The 15,292-nt window shown below is 53.5% G+C and carries 13 protein-coding genes; 4 read left to right on the forward strand and 9 right to left on the reverse strand.

Annotation, left to right across the window (positions count from 1 at the left end; all coding sequences use genetic code 11):
• Positions 1-2: 2 nt before the first annotated feature.
• Together VGK23_03480 and VGK23_03485 are read right to left on the reverse strand one after the other, a co-directional pair.
• Positions 3-584, reverse strand: a complete 582-nt coding sequence (locus VGK23_03480) for an aminodeoxychorismate/anthranilate synthase component II (protein ID HEY3419591.1) — start codon at positions 582-584, stop codon at positions 3-5.
• Complete coding sequence (locus VGK23_03485) at positions 581-1,951, reverse strand: anthranilate synthase component I family protein (protein ID HEY3419592.1); 1,371 nt, start codon at positions 1,949-1,951, stop codon at positions 581-583. Before VGK23_03485 ends, VGK23_03480 begins: the two co-directional genes overlap by 4 nt.
• Before the next feature lie 129 nt (positions 1,952-2,080).
• Between VGK23_03485 and VGK23_03490 the strand changes: the two genes are divergently transcribed.
• Together VGK23_03490 and VGK23_03495 are read left to right on the forward strand one after the other, a co-directional pair.
• Entirely contained in the window at positions 2,081-2,656 is a 576-nt protein-coding gene (locus tag VGK23_03490) for a flavodoxin family protein (GenBank protein ID HEY3419593.1), read from the forward strand.
• 550 nt (positions 2,657-3,206) lie between these two features.
• The gene (locus VGK23_03495) at positions 3,207-5,249 is read left to right on the forward strand and encodes a hypothetical protein (GenBank protein HEY3419594.1); all 2,043 of its coding nucleotides are present in this window, start codon (positions 3,207-3,209) and stop codon (positions 5,247-5,249) included.
• A 130-nt stretch (positions 5,250-5,379) separates the two neighbouring features.
• Here VGK23_03495 and VGK23_03500 read toward each other — a convergent pair whose 3' ends face one another.
• The 5 genes from VGK23_03500 to VGK23_03520 form a co-directional block, all read right to left on the reverse strand.
• Entirely contained in the window at positions 5,380-6,585 is a 1,206-nt protein-coding gene (locus VGK23_03500) for an FtsX-like permease family protein (GenBank protein ID HEY3419595.1), read from the reverse strand.
• Positions 6,586-6,692: 107 nt separating this feature from the next.
• A complete protein-coding gene (locus tag VGK23_03505; protein HEY3419596.1) occupies positions 6,693-7,349 on the reverse strand; it encodes an ABC transporter ATP-binding protein in 657 nt (218 codons plus the stop codon).
• Positions 7,346-8,644, reverse strand: coding sequence for an FtsX-like permease family protein (locus tag VGK23_03510; GenBank protein HEY3419597.1), 1,299 nt, complete (start codon positions 8,642-8,644; stop codon positions 7,346-7,348). Before VGK23_03510 ends, VGK23_03505 begins: the two co-directional genes overlap by 4 nt.
• 169 nt (positions 8,645-8,813) lie before the next feature.
• Positions 8,814-10,727, reverse strand: a complete 1,914-nt coding sequence (locus VGK23_03515; protein ID HEY3419598.1) for a multicopper oxidase — start codon at positions 10,725-10,727, stop codon at positions 8,814-8,816.
• A gap of 368 nt (positions 10,728-11,095) precedes the next feature.
• Positions 11,096-11,599, reverse strand: a complete 504-nt coding sequence (locus VGK23_03520; GenBank protein ID HEY3419599.1) for a hypothetical protein — start codon at positions 11,597-11,599, stop codon at positions 11,096-11,098.
• A 175-nt stretch (positions 11,600-11,774) separates the two neighbouring features.
• Here VGK23_03520 and VGK23_03525 point away from each other — a divergent pair, with 175 nt between their 5' ends.
• Positions 11,775-11,969, forward strand: a complete 195-nt coding sequence (locus tag VGK23_03525) for a hypothetical protein (GenBank protein HEY3419600.1) — start codon at positions 11,775-11,777, stop codon at positions 11,967-11,969.
• A 7-nt stretch (positions 11,970-11,976) separates the two neighbouring features.
• Here the strand turns inward: VGK23_03525 and VGK23_03530 are convergent, their stop codons facing one another.
• Together VGK23_03530 and VGK23_03535 are read right to left on the reverse strand one after the other, a co-directional pair.
• A complete protein-coding gene (locus tag VGK23_03530; protein HEY3419601.1) occupies positions 11,977-12,249 on the reverse strand; it encodes a hypothetical protein in 273 nt (90 codons plus the stop codon).
• Positions 12,250-12,386: 137 nt separating this feature from the next.
• Entirely contained in the window at positions 12,387-14,258 is a 1,872-nt protein-coding gene (locus tag VGK23_03535; protein ID HEY3419602.1) for a KamA family radical SAM protein, read from the reverse strand.
• Between the two features lie 494 nt (positions 14,259-14,752).
• Here VGK23_03535 and VGK23_03540 point away from each other — a divergent pair, with 494 nt between their 5' ends.
• Positions 14,753-15,010, forward strand: a complete 258-nt coding sequence (locus VGK23_03540) for a hypothetical protein (GenBank protein HEY3419603.1) — start codon at positions 14,753-14,755, stop codon at positions 15,008-15,010.
• The last annotated feature ends 282 nt before the right edge of the window (positions 15,011-15,292 follow it).

Below are 15,292 nucleotides of genomic sequence, written 5' to 3' on the forward strand. Positions count from 1 at the left end.
GCTCAGCACCTCGCACCGGCGATGAAGTTGGCCAACATGCTCTTTCCTTTGGGGGTAAGGATCGATTCCGGATGGAACTGGACCCCTTCGATCGGATACCGGAGATGCCTGATGCCCATTATCGTGCCGTCCGCGGTGCGCGCGGTGACCTTAAGGTCCTCTGGCAGTTCCTGATCTACCACCAGGGAGTGGTACCGTCCCACCGTGAGCGTATCATCGAGCCCGGCGAACACCCCTTCACCGTCATGTTCGATGACCGATGTCTTGCCGTGCATGAGCTCCTCTGCCCTCGTCACCTTTCCACCATAGTAATGGGCGATGCCCTGGTGTCCCAGGCAGACCCCAAGCGTGGGAACCGATCGGCAGATGCCGGTCAGCGCCTCGGCGCAGACCCCGAAATCACGTTTGACCCCCGGGTGTCCCGGTCCAGGCGAGATCATTATGGCGTCCGGGTCGAACCGGTCTATGCCTTCCATGTCGATGGCGTCGTTTCTGACCACGGTTACCTCCGGACCTAGCTCTCCCATGTGCTGCTTCAGATTGTAAACGAATGAATCGTAGTTATCAAGCAACAGGATCCTCATGCTGTCGCCCTCCTATTGCATGCCTCGATGGCCTTCTTGACCGCGCTGAGCTTGTTCTCGGCCTCGACGAACTCCTTGCTCGGATCGGAATCTGCTACTATGCCGGCCCCTGCCTGGATATAGATATGATCGTCGGATATGAACGCGGAACGGATGGCGATCGCGGAATCCAGGTTGCCGTTCAAAGAGATGTATCCCACCGCCCCGGCATAGGGTCCCCGGGAGCTTGCCTCCAATTCCTGGATGATCTCCATGGCCCGGGGCTTCGGAGCTCCCGAGACCGTCCCGGCCGGAAAGACCGCGCAGAACGCATCGAAGGAGGTCAGGCCCTGTTCCAGTGTCCCCTGCACCTTGGAAACGATGTGCTGGACATGGCTGAACTCCTCCACCTGCATGAACACTGGAACATGCACCGAACCAATCTCGCAGACCTTGCCGACATCATTCCGGGCCAGGTCGACGAGCATGCAATGCTCCGCCTTTTCCTTCTCGTCCGACAGCATCTCCTCCCTGTAGGCGCGCTTTTCCCTCGGGGTCGTTCCCATCGGCCTGGTCCCCGCTATCGGGAAGGTGATGACCTCTCCCTTCCTGACCGTCACCAGCGTTTCCGGGCTGGATCCCAGTACGACCCGGCCATCGAAATCGAAATAGAACATGTAGGGGGAAGGATTCAGCTCCCTCAGGGCCCGGTAAAGGTCCAGGGAATTACCTGAGCACATCGAGGAGAGGGAACGGGAGGCGACGATCTGGAACGCTTCGCCTGCAGCGATCCTGTCGCGACAGATAGAAACGATCTTCTCGTATCGCTCCTGGGGCATCGAAGGTACCAGCTCCCCGGTCCGGAACGGTTCGTCTCCGGCCTCTGGGATACCGGCGGCGAGAAGCAGCTTCAGTCGATCGGCCCCATCCACCGAGAAGTAGTAGGCCTGGAAGCTGGAATGATCGAAGATGATCCCTTCCTTGTACATGCCCAGTTCGAAGTCCGGGAAATTCGATCCTCCGATCATCCTGGTTGAAGGCTCTATGAACCTGGCGAAGTCGTATGAGAAATATCCGACCAATCCGCCCAGGAACGGGAATCGCTCGTCCTTTATCGGGTCCTTCGAGGAGAGGCAATTGAGGAATGCGATGGGCTCATCCCTGCTCGCTCCGCAATCCGGTCCACCTTCCACGTGTCCTTTGACGCAGCGGACCACGTACTCGGGCCTGAAGCCCATGAAGGAATAGGAAACGGTCCTCTCCGAACCGACCGCGCTTTCCAAGAGAAATGAGAATTCGGACACACCGGACAGACGGTCGTACAGCTCCGCCGGGGTGAGACCGAGGTCCAACTTTTCGATTTTGACTCTGCTGTCGCCGAGTGTCATGATAATAGGGTACATCAATGAGCATATATAATCATTATTGTACATTAGTGTTCATAGAATTCATGTGCCCTCATCAAGGGCGACCGATGAGTACATCCATCGGCACACCGGTCCGGAAGCGGTGAATGGATGAAGGTCATTGCATTCAACGGCAGCCCAAGGACCAACGGGAACACCTACCAGGCACTCGCGGTCGTCCTTGACGAACTGGAAAAGAACGGCGTCTCGACCAAGATGGTCAATCTGTGCGAACAGGAAATCCATGGATGCAAAGCCTGCGGCGCCTGCTTCAAGAACAAGGATAGACAGTGTGTACTGAAGGACGACCGGGTGAACGGGTACGTGGAGACGATCGCAAAGTGCGACGGGATGCTGATCGGCTCTCCAGTTTATTTTGGCGGCCTGTCCTCTCAGACAAAGGCGTTCATCGACCGGGTCGGATATATAAACCGGGCCAATGGCGACCTTTTCAAGCGCAAGGTGGGCGCGGCCGTGGCCATCAATCGAAGGGCAGGAGCTTTGGAGACCTTCAACCAGATCAACAACTTCTTCCTCATTGCCCAGATGGTGGTTCCAGGCTCCAGTTACTGGAACATCGGTACGGCGCTCCGCCAGGGGGAGTTCGCGAACGATCTTGAAGGGGTCAACACCATGCGGAACCTTGGTCAGAATATGGCATGGCTGATGGACAAGATCAACAAGTGATCCTCTAAAAACCAATGGTCTAAAGGCCCCTTACAAAACCCCATCTTGTTGGGTTTGAATGCCATAATTATCTGTTGTATCAAATCTCCAGAATATCATTTCGGGGGCATAAATTATATTAATATTTCATAAATGCCAGTATCCGATAAACACAAACTATCGTTCGGGAAAAGTTTAAACATTGAAATGCCACATCTATGCCTCGCAGATTCGGTCGGAGTCGGGATTGGGACAAAGGGTAGGACAGGCGTCTAAAATTTCTGATTATCGCCGCATCGTCGTATAGTGTTCGTTCGCAAACGGGTTGGGGGAAGCGAGTTTGTCAGACGGAAGTCACAGTGTGAAAAGGGTAATTGTATTAATCGCAGTAGGTCTGCTAGCCCTGCTTGTTCTGTGCACTTCGAATGCAAACGCCTCCCCGCCGAGCGCCACAAATCCCGAAGTTGACCATAACGGTGTATCGGCCCAGTGGTCCGGTTCCTTTCATATTAGAGACATATCACTGACGGCCGATCCCTATCAGGAGATCCATCAAGGAAATCCTCTCGACATGATCGATGGGTCGGGGATCGAGGTGTCGATGGAAGGCGCCGGATCCGCAAATGTGACCGTACGGCCATACATTTCTGATCCGGTCAGCCAGACGCCATTCATCCCGGGAGGGTCGTTTGTCGACCTTAGGCTCGGCACGAGCCATCAAGTGGACATGATCACACTGCGGTTCTACTTTGATCCCCAGGACCTACCCTCCGATGTGGTTGCAGAGGGCCTTCACCTTCACTGGTGGAACGGGGACAATTGGTCAAGCTGTTCGAATTCGGGAGTGGACACGGTCGCCAATTTCGTTTGGGTGAAAATAGGTGCTGGCACGCGGCCATCCTTGAGCGAGCTGAACGGAACCGTGTTCGGGACTGGAACGGCTTGCATCGCGCTGACCCCGGATACAGGCGTGAAGGGGACATATTCCCTCATCACCGGCTCAGGATTGTCCATAAACAGCAGTCTGCAGGCATTCCTCGGTGGCGTCCATGTAGGCGATGGTACCACTGACGGTCTGGGTAACATCAGGCCATTCGGAGTGGTGATCCCTCAGGTGCTGGCAGGGACTTACAACCTGACCGTCGTGGATGGGGGCGGTATCTCCGTGACCAACATCTTCACCGTTCTAGACGACACACCGATCGTCGTTACCATCGACGTCGGATCGATACATTTTCCCAGCGAGGTCGTCTCATGGTACGCTACCACCACCATCAATGGACACCTGATCGATGTCGATACCTTGAACGCTACGCTGTATGCGCCGGATGGGTCAACGGTCAACCTGTCCTCGAGCTCGGCCCATATGTCCACCGGGGTGTACATGATCTCGACAACCATTCCATTGAATGCTGTACAGGGCGATCACGCGTTGGTTCTGACTGTGAGCAGTTCGGGAACCCATATAGGGGCGTCGGTCGCCGTGTTCTCGATCAGTCCGACCCTTTCAGGCTATGAGGCAACACTAAGCGAGATCAGGAACAACACCGCCACGGTCATTACCACGGTCGGTTCGATCCGTTTAGAACTGAGCAACGTCAACGCCACCATCTCGTCGATCCAGGGAAAGGCGGTCGAGATCCATACAGAGTTGGGAGGCATCCACGCCACCGTTGACCAGATCAATGCCTCGGTCGTATCCATCAACGGTAGTGTGGTTCGTATAAGGACCGACATTGGATATGTAAACTGCGCCGTCAAGGACATCCATGCTCACACTGTTTTGATCCAAGGGAGGTTAGCGACCGTTCAGACGGACCTCGGCTATGTCAATGTCACGGCAAACGATGTCCATGCCAGGGTTGTCAAGGTCCAGGAAAGGATGGTGACTATAGAGACCGACCTGGGCTCGGTCAATGCCACCCTGAACGACCTCCACGCTCAGATATTGACGGTCACGGGAGGTATGGCCGCAGTCCAGACCGACCTCGGCTCCATGAACGTAACATTGAACGAATTACACGCTCAGGTAATCACGATCCTGGGAACAACCGCTTCCTTAATGACCGATGTAGGGTTTGTCAACACCTCGGTCGACGATATCCGGTCCAGCGTGATCGGTGTCGTGGACGGCCTGATCCAGATCAACACCACCCTTGGAATCGTCCAGATCGATATGGCCAACGTAAATACAAAGATCGATAACCTCAATGGCACGGTGGTCACGATCCGGACGGACATCGGCCAGGCTCAGATCGATCTCACAAAATTGAATGCCGGGCTCGAAGCTCTGAACGGTACCGTGGCAACCATCCACACCAGTCTTGGTCAGATCAACGCCTCGATCTCGGACATCCGATTGAGGGCTATCTCATTGGAAGGGGATTCGGTCATATTGATGTCCACTCTAGGGACCATCCAGGGAAACATCACCGAGATCATTGGTACCGTGGCCACCGTGAACACCGATCTGGGCAAGGCGCTGGTGGAAATCGGGGCCCTGCAGGACAAGTCCAACGGAATCGACTCAAGCACGCTCATCGCGGCCGGTATCTTTACCGTGATGGCGATCATCATCCTGATGGTCGTGATTGTGAGGACGAAGAAGAAGTGAACACGTCTCTCTCGACTTTCCTGTCCTCAATGAAGACAGAATGCATAAGAGAAATGAATAGAAAATAAAAAATCAACCGGAGACGCTCCATCGCATCTCTTCGGTAGTTTCATGCTCCGTTTGACCACGCTCAGCTCGAGCCGCTCTTGATCGCCTCGTACGGTTCAAGTTGGCTCGCTTTTATTGCCGGATAGAGCGAGGCCAGACCGCCGATCCCGATCGCTGCCAAAGCCACCAGGGCCACCTGCCCTCCCAGTGTGATGATGGAGGGCCACAGGAACGGTATGCCCAGGCTCGTGGTGATCAGGTCCTTGGCGACAAATATTACTGCTGCCGATACCGCCGTTCCTATCAGAGCGCCTATGGCAGCAATTATCAGAGCTTCCAATAGGACCACGCTGAAGACGGTCTTCTTGTTCGCACCCATTGCCCTCAACAGCCCTATCTCCCTCTTCCTTTCATTGGCCACCATGACCGACACGGTCGCCACGAGCGGGACAGACACCAAGGTGATCGCCCCTGCCGTGAGATACAGCGAACCGACGGTACCGGACAGCTGATCGCTGATCTTCCTGGCAAGATAGTTCGATGTTATCACGCTTACTCCTGGAACCTTTTCGGCGATCTCCGTTGCGACCTCGTTGGCATTAGCCCCTGGAGCCAGTTTCACCAGAACGGAGGAGATCTCTCCCGGCTTCAGGTCTATCGCCTTCACCGCAAGCTTTCCCGATTCGGCCGCCATGACGTAAGCGTCCGTATCCTGGATGAACACCGATTGGTCCACACCGGTGCCGGTCGGTTCGAGGATGCCGGCGATGGTGAAGTCATGCCCGTAGAATATCAGATGGAACCCCACCGCTCCGCCGATGTACTGGCTACCGAGGATGATCTCGTTCGGTGCCAATGACCGGCCGAGTTCCGATTGCAGCCACGGCTGGATGGTGAAATCCTGGGTGGCATTGAAGGCCACCAGTTGGGTTGGGAATGCACAGCAGCCATAGTTGAGAGTGGCCACGTAGGTCTGGGGTGCCACCTTCTCCACGCCTGGAACATCATTAACGCCGCTCAGCGCGCTTTCATTGAAATAGAACGTGGTAGGATGTCCAGCGAGTATCACCGCGTCCGTAACGCTCTGGTACTGTTCAGGTACCACCAGCATGTCCGCGCCCAAGCGATCCATGCCTGCCTGTGCGCTGTTCTCTGCCCCTCCCACCAGGAAATATACTGATAGAAGGCTGCCGGTCACCACCGCAAAGGTCAGGATGGTGGCGACGTTCCTGAACGTCCGTCTCCGGACGCTCTTCCAGATGAAGCTCCTCAGATTGATCGAGTTCATGTGTTTCACCTCCATCCCTTGATCGACCTGATCATCGACCCATTATCGATCCATCCCTCATCGGTCAGGGTATTGCTCGGAGAATTGTGATTTGTCATTGCCATTCCTCAGCTTATCTTACCCTTGTTCATGGTCAGGACCTTGGTCGCGAACACCGAAAGATCAGGGTTGTGGGTGACCATGATGATCATCTTTCCCTGCTTTCCGATCTCTTTGAACTGGGTCATGATCTCCTGTTCCGTTTCCGCATCAAGATCTCCGGTCGGCTCATCCGCAAGGATGACGCTGGGATTGTTGATCAGTGCTCTGGCAATGGATGCGCGCTTGAGCTCCCCACCTGAAAGTTGGTGCGGGAATGATCTCAGCTTGTCTCCCAGCCCCACTGATTCCAGAAGTTCCTTGGCCCTCTTCCCCGCCTCATCACGATTCTTGGAGAACATCGTTGGTAGCATCACATTCTCGATGGCATTGAGGGTTGGAAGGAGCCCAGGGAACTGGAAGACGAATCCGATCTCCTTGCTTCTCAGGCTGGAGAGTTCGGAATCGTTCATCGACCATATCTCCCTCCCGTTGAACTCGACCTTGCCGTTGGTCGGTCTTGTCAGTCCCCCCAAGACGCTCAATAGGGTGGATTTTCCGCTGCCGGAACGGCCTACGATCAGGACGAACTCGTCGTCGTTGATGGTTACGCTGGCATTATCCAGTGCATTGACCACGATATCGTTGTTGCTGTACCTCTTGGTGACTTCGGTCGCGATGATCAATTCTGTCCCTTCCTTATTGCGTCATATGGTTCCATCTTGCTGGCCCTGTATGCCGGCCAAATCGCTGCCACTCCCGCCAATCCGACCGCCAATGCCAAGGCGGTCGACATTTCTGACATCACTGTCGTCATCGAAGGCCATAGGAATGAGATATTGAGACTGTCGGCTATTGGTTCCTGGAACGCTGCCAGGCCTCCGCTCGAGACTGCAACCCCTATCACTCCTCCTATCACTGCCAACACCACCGCTTCAACGAAGAACAGAATGAAAACGTTGGACTGTGTCGCCCCCATGGCGCGCATCAGCCCGATCTCCCTTCTTCTCTCGCTTGCCCCCATGGTGGCTATCAGCGCCACCAGGGGCATGGATACGATGATGACCGACAAAGCGGTCAGGTACAACGATTGGGTGGTGGTGGAAAGCTGGTCGGATACTTGCCTTCCCAGAGCGTTCATGGGGTAGACAAGGGTGCCTGGATTCATGGATGAAATATAGTAAATGACCGGATCGATGCCGATCGTCTTGTCCGCCTTTACCAGGACGGCCGATATCTGGCCGGGAGTGACGGTACTGTTGGTCAGAATATTCGATGAGTCAGCTGCCAGGGCATAGGCCCCGGCCATGTTCAGGTATATCGAATTGTCTGGGGAGAAACCGGTGGTTTCCAACCGGCCCATGATCGTGAGGTCACGGCCGTAGACATTGATCGAGGAGCCGACAGCTCCTTGGATCGACTGGCCGACGATGATCTGATCGTTTGAAAGGCTTGTCTTCAGTGGGGATTCCATCAACGGGATCACGGAGAAATCGGTGGACGGATCGAAACCCATGATCTGGACCGAATACTTGCACCACGATACATCATCCAATGTTCCAATATAGACCTGCGGTGAGGCTCTGAGCACTCCGGGGGTGGACACGACCCCGCTGGTAACGGATTCGTTGAAGTAGGACGTTGACGTCTGGCCCGTAAGGAATACTCCAGAGCTATGGGCATATGGATCATAGGGGATCACGATCATGTCCGCTCCTAGGCGGTCCATGCCCGCCTGCACGCTCATCTGTGCTCCGGCAACCAGGAATCCTGCGGTTAATATGGTGCCGGCAATGAAGGCAAAGCAGGCCATGGTGGCAACGTTCCTGAAAAGCCTTCTGCGAATGCTGCTGACGACCAGTCTTCGCGAGCTTACACGATTGTTAATGGCCTTGTCCGACATGTACCACAGTCCTCTTTTCAACTTGGATGAAATCGTTCTTGCCTTTATGGCACGAGAGTTGTTTAGCTGCAACTTCAAAATTGAAGTGGAGTTCATTCATATTTATACATCACGTTTTTGCTCTTCGATGAAACAGAGTGTGCCTTTAGAAATTTAAGCGAATTCTTACTGATTCCATCACCGTCCATGGCTGTTCAATGGGCAATATTTGTATAAACAAAGAAAAAAAGGGAAAAGGGTTTGTGGTTTACGGTACAACCCTGTATGGCCTGATCATGTCCTGATCTTCGTGGTCTACGATGTGACAGTGCCAGACGTAGTCAGGTCCTTGCGTCACGTCGAAGGGATAGCTGGTCAAGGTCGGTCCGGCAGGAGCGAACCTCACAATGACGGTGACCACCTCTCCCGGATTGGCCTGGACCGTGTCCTTCCATGCCTGTTCATAGGGGCTGGCAGGAGTCGGGCTTCCTATCAGGTAGTTGTTCAGGTTGACGTTCTTGGTGGGGCTTGTGAATGGCAGCTGTCCGCCGTTCAATGCAAGCCAGTCCGTATCATATTTGGACTGGTTGTATGCCTGCCTTTCGATCACCTGAACGTTCACCAGGTGCCAGTGGATCGGGTGACCGTCGACCGTGTCGTCGACGATCTTCCATATCTCGGTAGCGTTTACATGTGGCAGTTCAGATATCGGGTTGCTGTACTGCTGTCCGTCAAGGGTGACCATCTGGGGTCCGTTCGGTCCTTGCCACTCCTTGAGGGTTAGTTGCCTCGTGACAGTGACGTTAGCCATGCCCAGAGAGGGATAGGTCTTCAGTGTCGGGTTCAGGATAGTGGGCAATGTCTTGGGCGCGAAACCTGGGTTGCCCGAGACCGTGAACTGCATTATGGTCCCGTTCGTGGCCGCATCTGGCACATATCCAGTGTTGAATGGAGCCGGTGCGTTGTTCGTCATTACGATCTTGGTATTGGCGCCCATTCCCGTGAAGTCCACCAGTACATCGTACCTCTCACCCGGTGCCATCTGGAATGACGTCACCGTGACCGCGCTTCTCAGGTAGTTCTCATCGCTTGCGATCACTGTGAACGGCATGCCGTTTGACATCGATAGGTTGTACCACCGGGCGTTAGATCCATCCAGTACCTTGAACAGATACTGGCCAGAATCCACGTTGAGGTTGGGCCAAGCCACACCGTTGACCATGATCACATTGCCGAAGAACTCAGGCACCCAGTACGGATGGATGGTCGGATTCGGCGGGGAGTCGCTCGGGAACATCAACGAACCGTCCGTGAAGAACTTCCTGTCCTGGATGGCCAGAGGAACCTCGTACTTGCCAGATGGCAGGTAGGCCTTGATCGGATCGGCTGGGTCTCTGAGCATGTAGTAACCCGCCAGTCCAGAGTACACGTTGCTCCTGGTCAGTCCCATGGCGTGGTCGTGGAACCACAGGGTACCGACGGCCTGCTGGTTGTCATAATGGAACACAGCGGCGTTGGGCAGGGTCTTGGTGTAGGTGTTGTAGTCAGGTCCGTGCAGGCCGTTCCAGCTCACCCAGTTGAATGGACCACCATCATACTTGGCGGATGTCTCTCCACCGTGAAGGTGAGTGGCTATGGTCACAGGGTATTGCGCCTGTGCATATCCTGGCGGGAACGCGTTGAACGGCGTGGTCGGCGTGACCATGTTGTTGGGGTTGGTCCAGTCAACGGTCGGGTCGGTGGCGAACATATACTTCGTGTAGATACCATTCACCCATGCGACATTGACCGGTGTTCCCCGCGTGGCCTCGATCGTTGGTCCAGGGCTATTCCTTACGAATCCCAAGAAGGCGCCTGTCAACGGGTCCTTACAATTCCCGCCGTATCCCCAGACCGTGGTCTTCGGGTATCCGGTCGGCAGGATCTGCTCGCTGAACTGCGAAGCGATAATGGTGTAATAGTCGGTCATCAGCCCTGTCTGTGGGTCCTTGACCTTGATCGGCACGTACACCGGAATATCTGCTAGCAGTTGGCTCGTGAATTTGGGCACAGTGCTACCGTCAAGAGGGGTCTTCGCTGGAGCCGCTGAAGCTGACATCGACAATCCTACCGGAATCAGCATTGCGATGCATATCAGGGCTACGAAGAGCATCCTCAAGATGTTCTTTTTCGTGTCTTTCATTTTCGTCTCTCCTTTGATTGAAATGGCAACCTGCCACAATCCTGATTGAAAAGAATGTGAGCCTTACGGTATTTATAGTTGGGGGGAGCCAGTCTCCGCTCATATCCAGCATGCCTTTTGCCCGATATCTTCGTCATATCAGCGGAGCTTCATGTGAATCTACGCCGCATCTAGCGGAATTAATTAATGTACTTATGAAAGACGCTGGAATCGCACCTGCGGCCGGATATCCGAAGCAGTTAGCTAAAACGCGAGCATTTCGGTCGAAGGAATCAAGGGTTTCTTCAGGAAAATGACCCTCGTCCGTCGATTCAAATCGAGAAAAAAAATGGATAAGCTTTACGGGAGACGAGGCCTCCCTAGCTCGATCAACTTACGTAATACCAATACTCAATGCCGCATGCTAGGTCATCATTGCCTGCCTGCGCCTGGTCATAGGTCCAGGACTTGGAACTGCCCTCTATCGTTGATCCCAGGTTCATCGGTATGGTTGCGTCTGAGGTATAGTGAAGCGGAGTAAGGGTCCCGTTGTCCACCTTGAACGCTTCGACCTTGAAGTTGAAATGCCCTTGGTTGGACACCACTGGACCGCCAAGTCTATAGGGGGCCATTTGAAGGTAGGTGTTGTTCCACACATCACTCGATTGTTGGAGCTCATAGGTTCCATCGTTGTTCAGGTCCAAAGAAATCTTGAACTGCACATCCATCGGGTTCATGCTGGTGGTATTGCTGTTCCAGCTGCTGATATAGACCTGGGCCACCAGATTCTCTCCCTTCTGCTTGTTGCCGAGGACCGAAATCGCCGCGTACGCCCCGGCAAGCACGATCACGGCAATGACAATCCCTGCGACCAACATAGTGCTTCGACGCATTGCAACACCTATGCTTTCGATTAACTCGAGCGCTTCATTAATAAACCTTGGCGTTAAACGATTCAACCTATCGTTCTTCGATAAGGATTCTTAGCATTCTTCCTCAAGTGACCGGGAAACCTGCCGATAGTTCTTACATCAGCTAGAAATATTCGGTGGAATAAAGGATAATCCGATGTCTGAGATCCCTCGTAAGGACAATCCGGCCCGCTGTGCCATGTGTGACACCTATGACCTGAAGGGATTGTGGACCTGCGAATGCGGTGCTCTGAATGTCAGTCGGAACAAAAAGTGCTGGAAGTGTTCGCGCCCACGTGTTGGACCATCCGCCCCGGACGAAGGTCAGGTCGCCGGGACAGGCCGGGTCTGAAAGGTACTTACAGGTTCGTCTTCAGAGTGTCCAGGTCCATGGTGAGCTGGATCACGTCACCAACAACACCGATCTGGTCCGTCCTGACCTTGATCTTGGCCCTGCTCATGAATGGCTTTTTGACGTTCAGTGGCTTGACCATATCCTTGTGGAGTTCGATGATCAGGCTCATCACGGTCCATCTGGAGGTGTCGATGTTGCTGCCCACCATGTCCCCCAGGTTCCTTCCGTCCTTGGTGATAACGTGCTTTCGCTCGATACTTGACAGTTCGATTGGCATCCTGCATCCCTGAAAAAGCATGGAGATGTATTCTATAAATATTGTTAGTCCTGCTTTCGCTGGATGAAATCAGGGACACCCTTTTCGATGCCTTCCGCACGAAGGGAAAGAAAGGATCCGAGAACGATCGCTCGTTCTCAGTAGTAGTACCAAATGCTGCGGTAGTCGTCTAACTCTTCTCCCCTTTCCTTCAGCCTGATCAGGTAATCCAGTATCGGCACGTCTGCATAAACGTAGGTCGGCGCATTGCTGATATTCTTCTCCCACGGATGGAACTCATACACGCGCTCTCCCTGAGGAGAGATCGCTATCAGGTCATGATGCTGCCACGATTGTAGGTAGTTCTTGCCTAAGGCGGGAACATTGAACACCGGTTCATCCGTCCTAGAGAGCCCAGGAATCATTCTGGCCTCCTCTTTCCTCTCCTGAAGCAACCTTGCGATCGGCACCCGGTACCAGTTGGTCTCTTTCTTACCCTTGGTGTTGAAGGTGTAGTAGGGATCTACTCCGACCTGCTTCAGCAGAAGTCTCAAGGCGGTGGTCTCGAATTTCCTGCTGTTCTCCATGGTGAACACCTGCTGGTTATAGACCCCAACGCCCTGCATCCTCAACTTTTGTATCGCCTTTACCATCTCGGGTGTCACTTCGTAGGGGTGCTCGACATGGGTCACGATGCAGAGTTCCTTTTCTGGAGGAGAATGGAATCTACCTATGGCAGCCACCATTTCGTCGGTGAATCTCATCGGCAGGACCACTGGCAATCGGGTCCCTATCCTGATCCTCTTGACATGCTCTATCTCGGATATTCTCCGCAGTAGATCTACGAGCACCTCATCTCCCATGAGGGCCGGGTCCCCGCCCGTCACCAGGACCTCGGAGACCATGGGATGTGACCTGAACCAATCAAGCGCCCGGGATATGCTCTCCGGCGAGGCCAAGGCCTGGGGGCTGGACACGTCGCCTATCTCCCAGTTCCTCTGACAGTAGACACAGATCTGGGCGCAGGCGTTGAAAGGCTTAAGGATCGCGATCATCGGATAGCGCCTTGTCACCAGGTCCACCGGGGATGTCTGACCTTCCTTCATGAAGTCCAGGTGGGATGCTCCCATGGATTTCGTTTCTAGAATTCCGCTGACATAGCTCAGGGGCGGTATCACCTGCGCCCTGACGGCGTGATCATTTCGCCGCGAGGCATCGTGGTCGAACAGGGAAAGGTAGTATGGCGTGATTCCGAAAGGTAGTCCATGGATGTTGGCCAGTTCAATGGCCGCTCCCTCTTCGTTGGATAGCGTCACGACATCCGCTATCGTATGGGCATCCTTGAACACGTTCTTCTGATGCCAACGGTGGTCCTCCCAGTCCGTTTGGTCAGCCCCTAGGTAGTCAAGTATCCGGTCTCGGTTCTCCTTCCTCCGATTAGTGACCTCAGGGTCTAGTCCCGAGGGATACGATGAGATCTTATCCATGCACTTCTTGGCCATCCCGTCCAGGTAGTCGGAACGGACCTGGGCCCCTTCCCTGCCTTCATAACTTAGGAAGGCGGGCGCCGACTCACGGTAGATGTCGGATAGGCCCAGGGAGCCGATGTCGATGTAAAAGAAGTCGACATATGCCGCTTTGCGGTTTTCCTTGATCCTTCCAGGATGATCCCTGATGACCTCAAGCAACGATGAAAGGGTGCTGACATGCGAGACCATCTCGTTCCTTCTCGAGAACAGGTTCTTCATGACACCTATGCAGTTGAGCGCGTTGGAGCGTTCAAGAGCCTCAAGGTTGCATCCGTCCGAGAACATGGACATTTCCCTTCTATGAAGAAGCGAGAACAGGTTATGCCTGATCATCTCGTGACCTTCCGAGGATGTTAGCTCTCGGAACAGTTCGGGGTCATGTTTTCTCAGATGGTCCGAGCGTGTTATCTCGAGGGGAGAAACAGCCCGGATCCCTAGCCTCACCTCTTCTACGAAGCCCGTCTGATTGTTCTCAATGCTGATCGTTTCTTCACTGTTCATTCTACCCATCCCCCTATCGATAATGTTTCACCGTACCCCATTATTAAACAGAAGAGGGCACCAGTGATAATACCAAAAATACTAGGTTATCAACGCTATTTACATTCTTTGATAGATTCGAGCGGATTATTCCATCTGAATGCAAAATATTTTTTGGTCTTTTTTTACATAATATTCTGGTTTACCGAAGCATCGTCCTAATACCTGCTTAGGTGAGCTTCCTTCATTGTCATGCGGAATCGAGGAGCTCAAGGTGTAATGATGCAAGCTTGAATCCTTTTTGCGATCCATGATGACATTGCTGAATAGAGCATAAACTTCTATAAGAGTCTATCATCGACCATGAATTAGATGCCCAAACGGAATCCAAAGCACAGTGGTCATATCCGTTGTCTTTAGAACCGGTACCGTGCTTCGGCTCAATCAACGATACGCGTTGTTACCTTTCTGTTTTAATAACATCTTCCTCACATCTAATTGTTGAGGACGACACTATGGATGAAAAGAAGCGCATTAGGCAAAAAGCCGGATCCGAGGAATTCACCGATGCGGAGGAAAAGGAACCAGAGGACATCTACAACGAGGAGACCCGAGAAGAGATGCTTGAAGGTGATGAGATCACGGCCACGGAGGAAGGCTTCATGCGCGGTTTTGAGGGAGAGGTAGAAGGCGGGAAGAAGCATAAGAAGGATAGCGGGCACGAAGACACAACTTCTGTCGATCTGGCTAAGGATCAGTATACTGAGGACTGATGGCTCGGCTCACATTTTGAGGCGAATCTTGGTGAGTGGAAAAGAAATTGAGGGAGAGTCATTTTCATCGCTGTTTCTCTTGCTACAAAAATCCATGAAGTAAAGAATCGGGGGGAAGGATCAGACCAACTGTATTGACCTGAACCTTTCGGATCCCATACTATCTTCTAAATAAGATCATCAGCACGGCGACGATGAGGAATGCTATCCCAGCATAGTACCAACTACTGGTGAGCAAAAGAACCACTATCGCAATGACAGTCGCAGGGAGGAACATGATCA

This window comes from Methanomassiliicoccales archaeon, assembly GCA_036504055.1.
GTDB lineage: Archaea > Thermoplasmatota > Thermoplasmata > Methanomassiliicoccales > UBA472 > DASXVU01.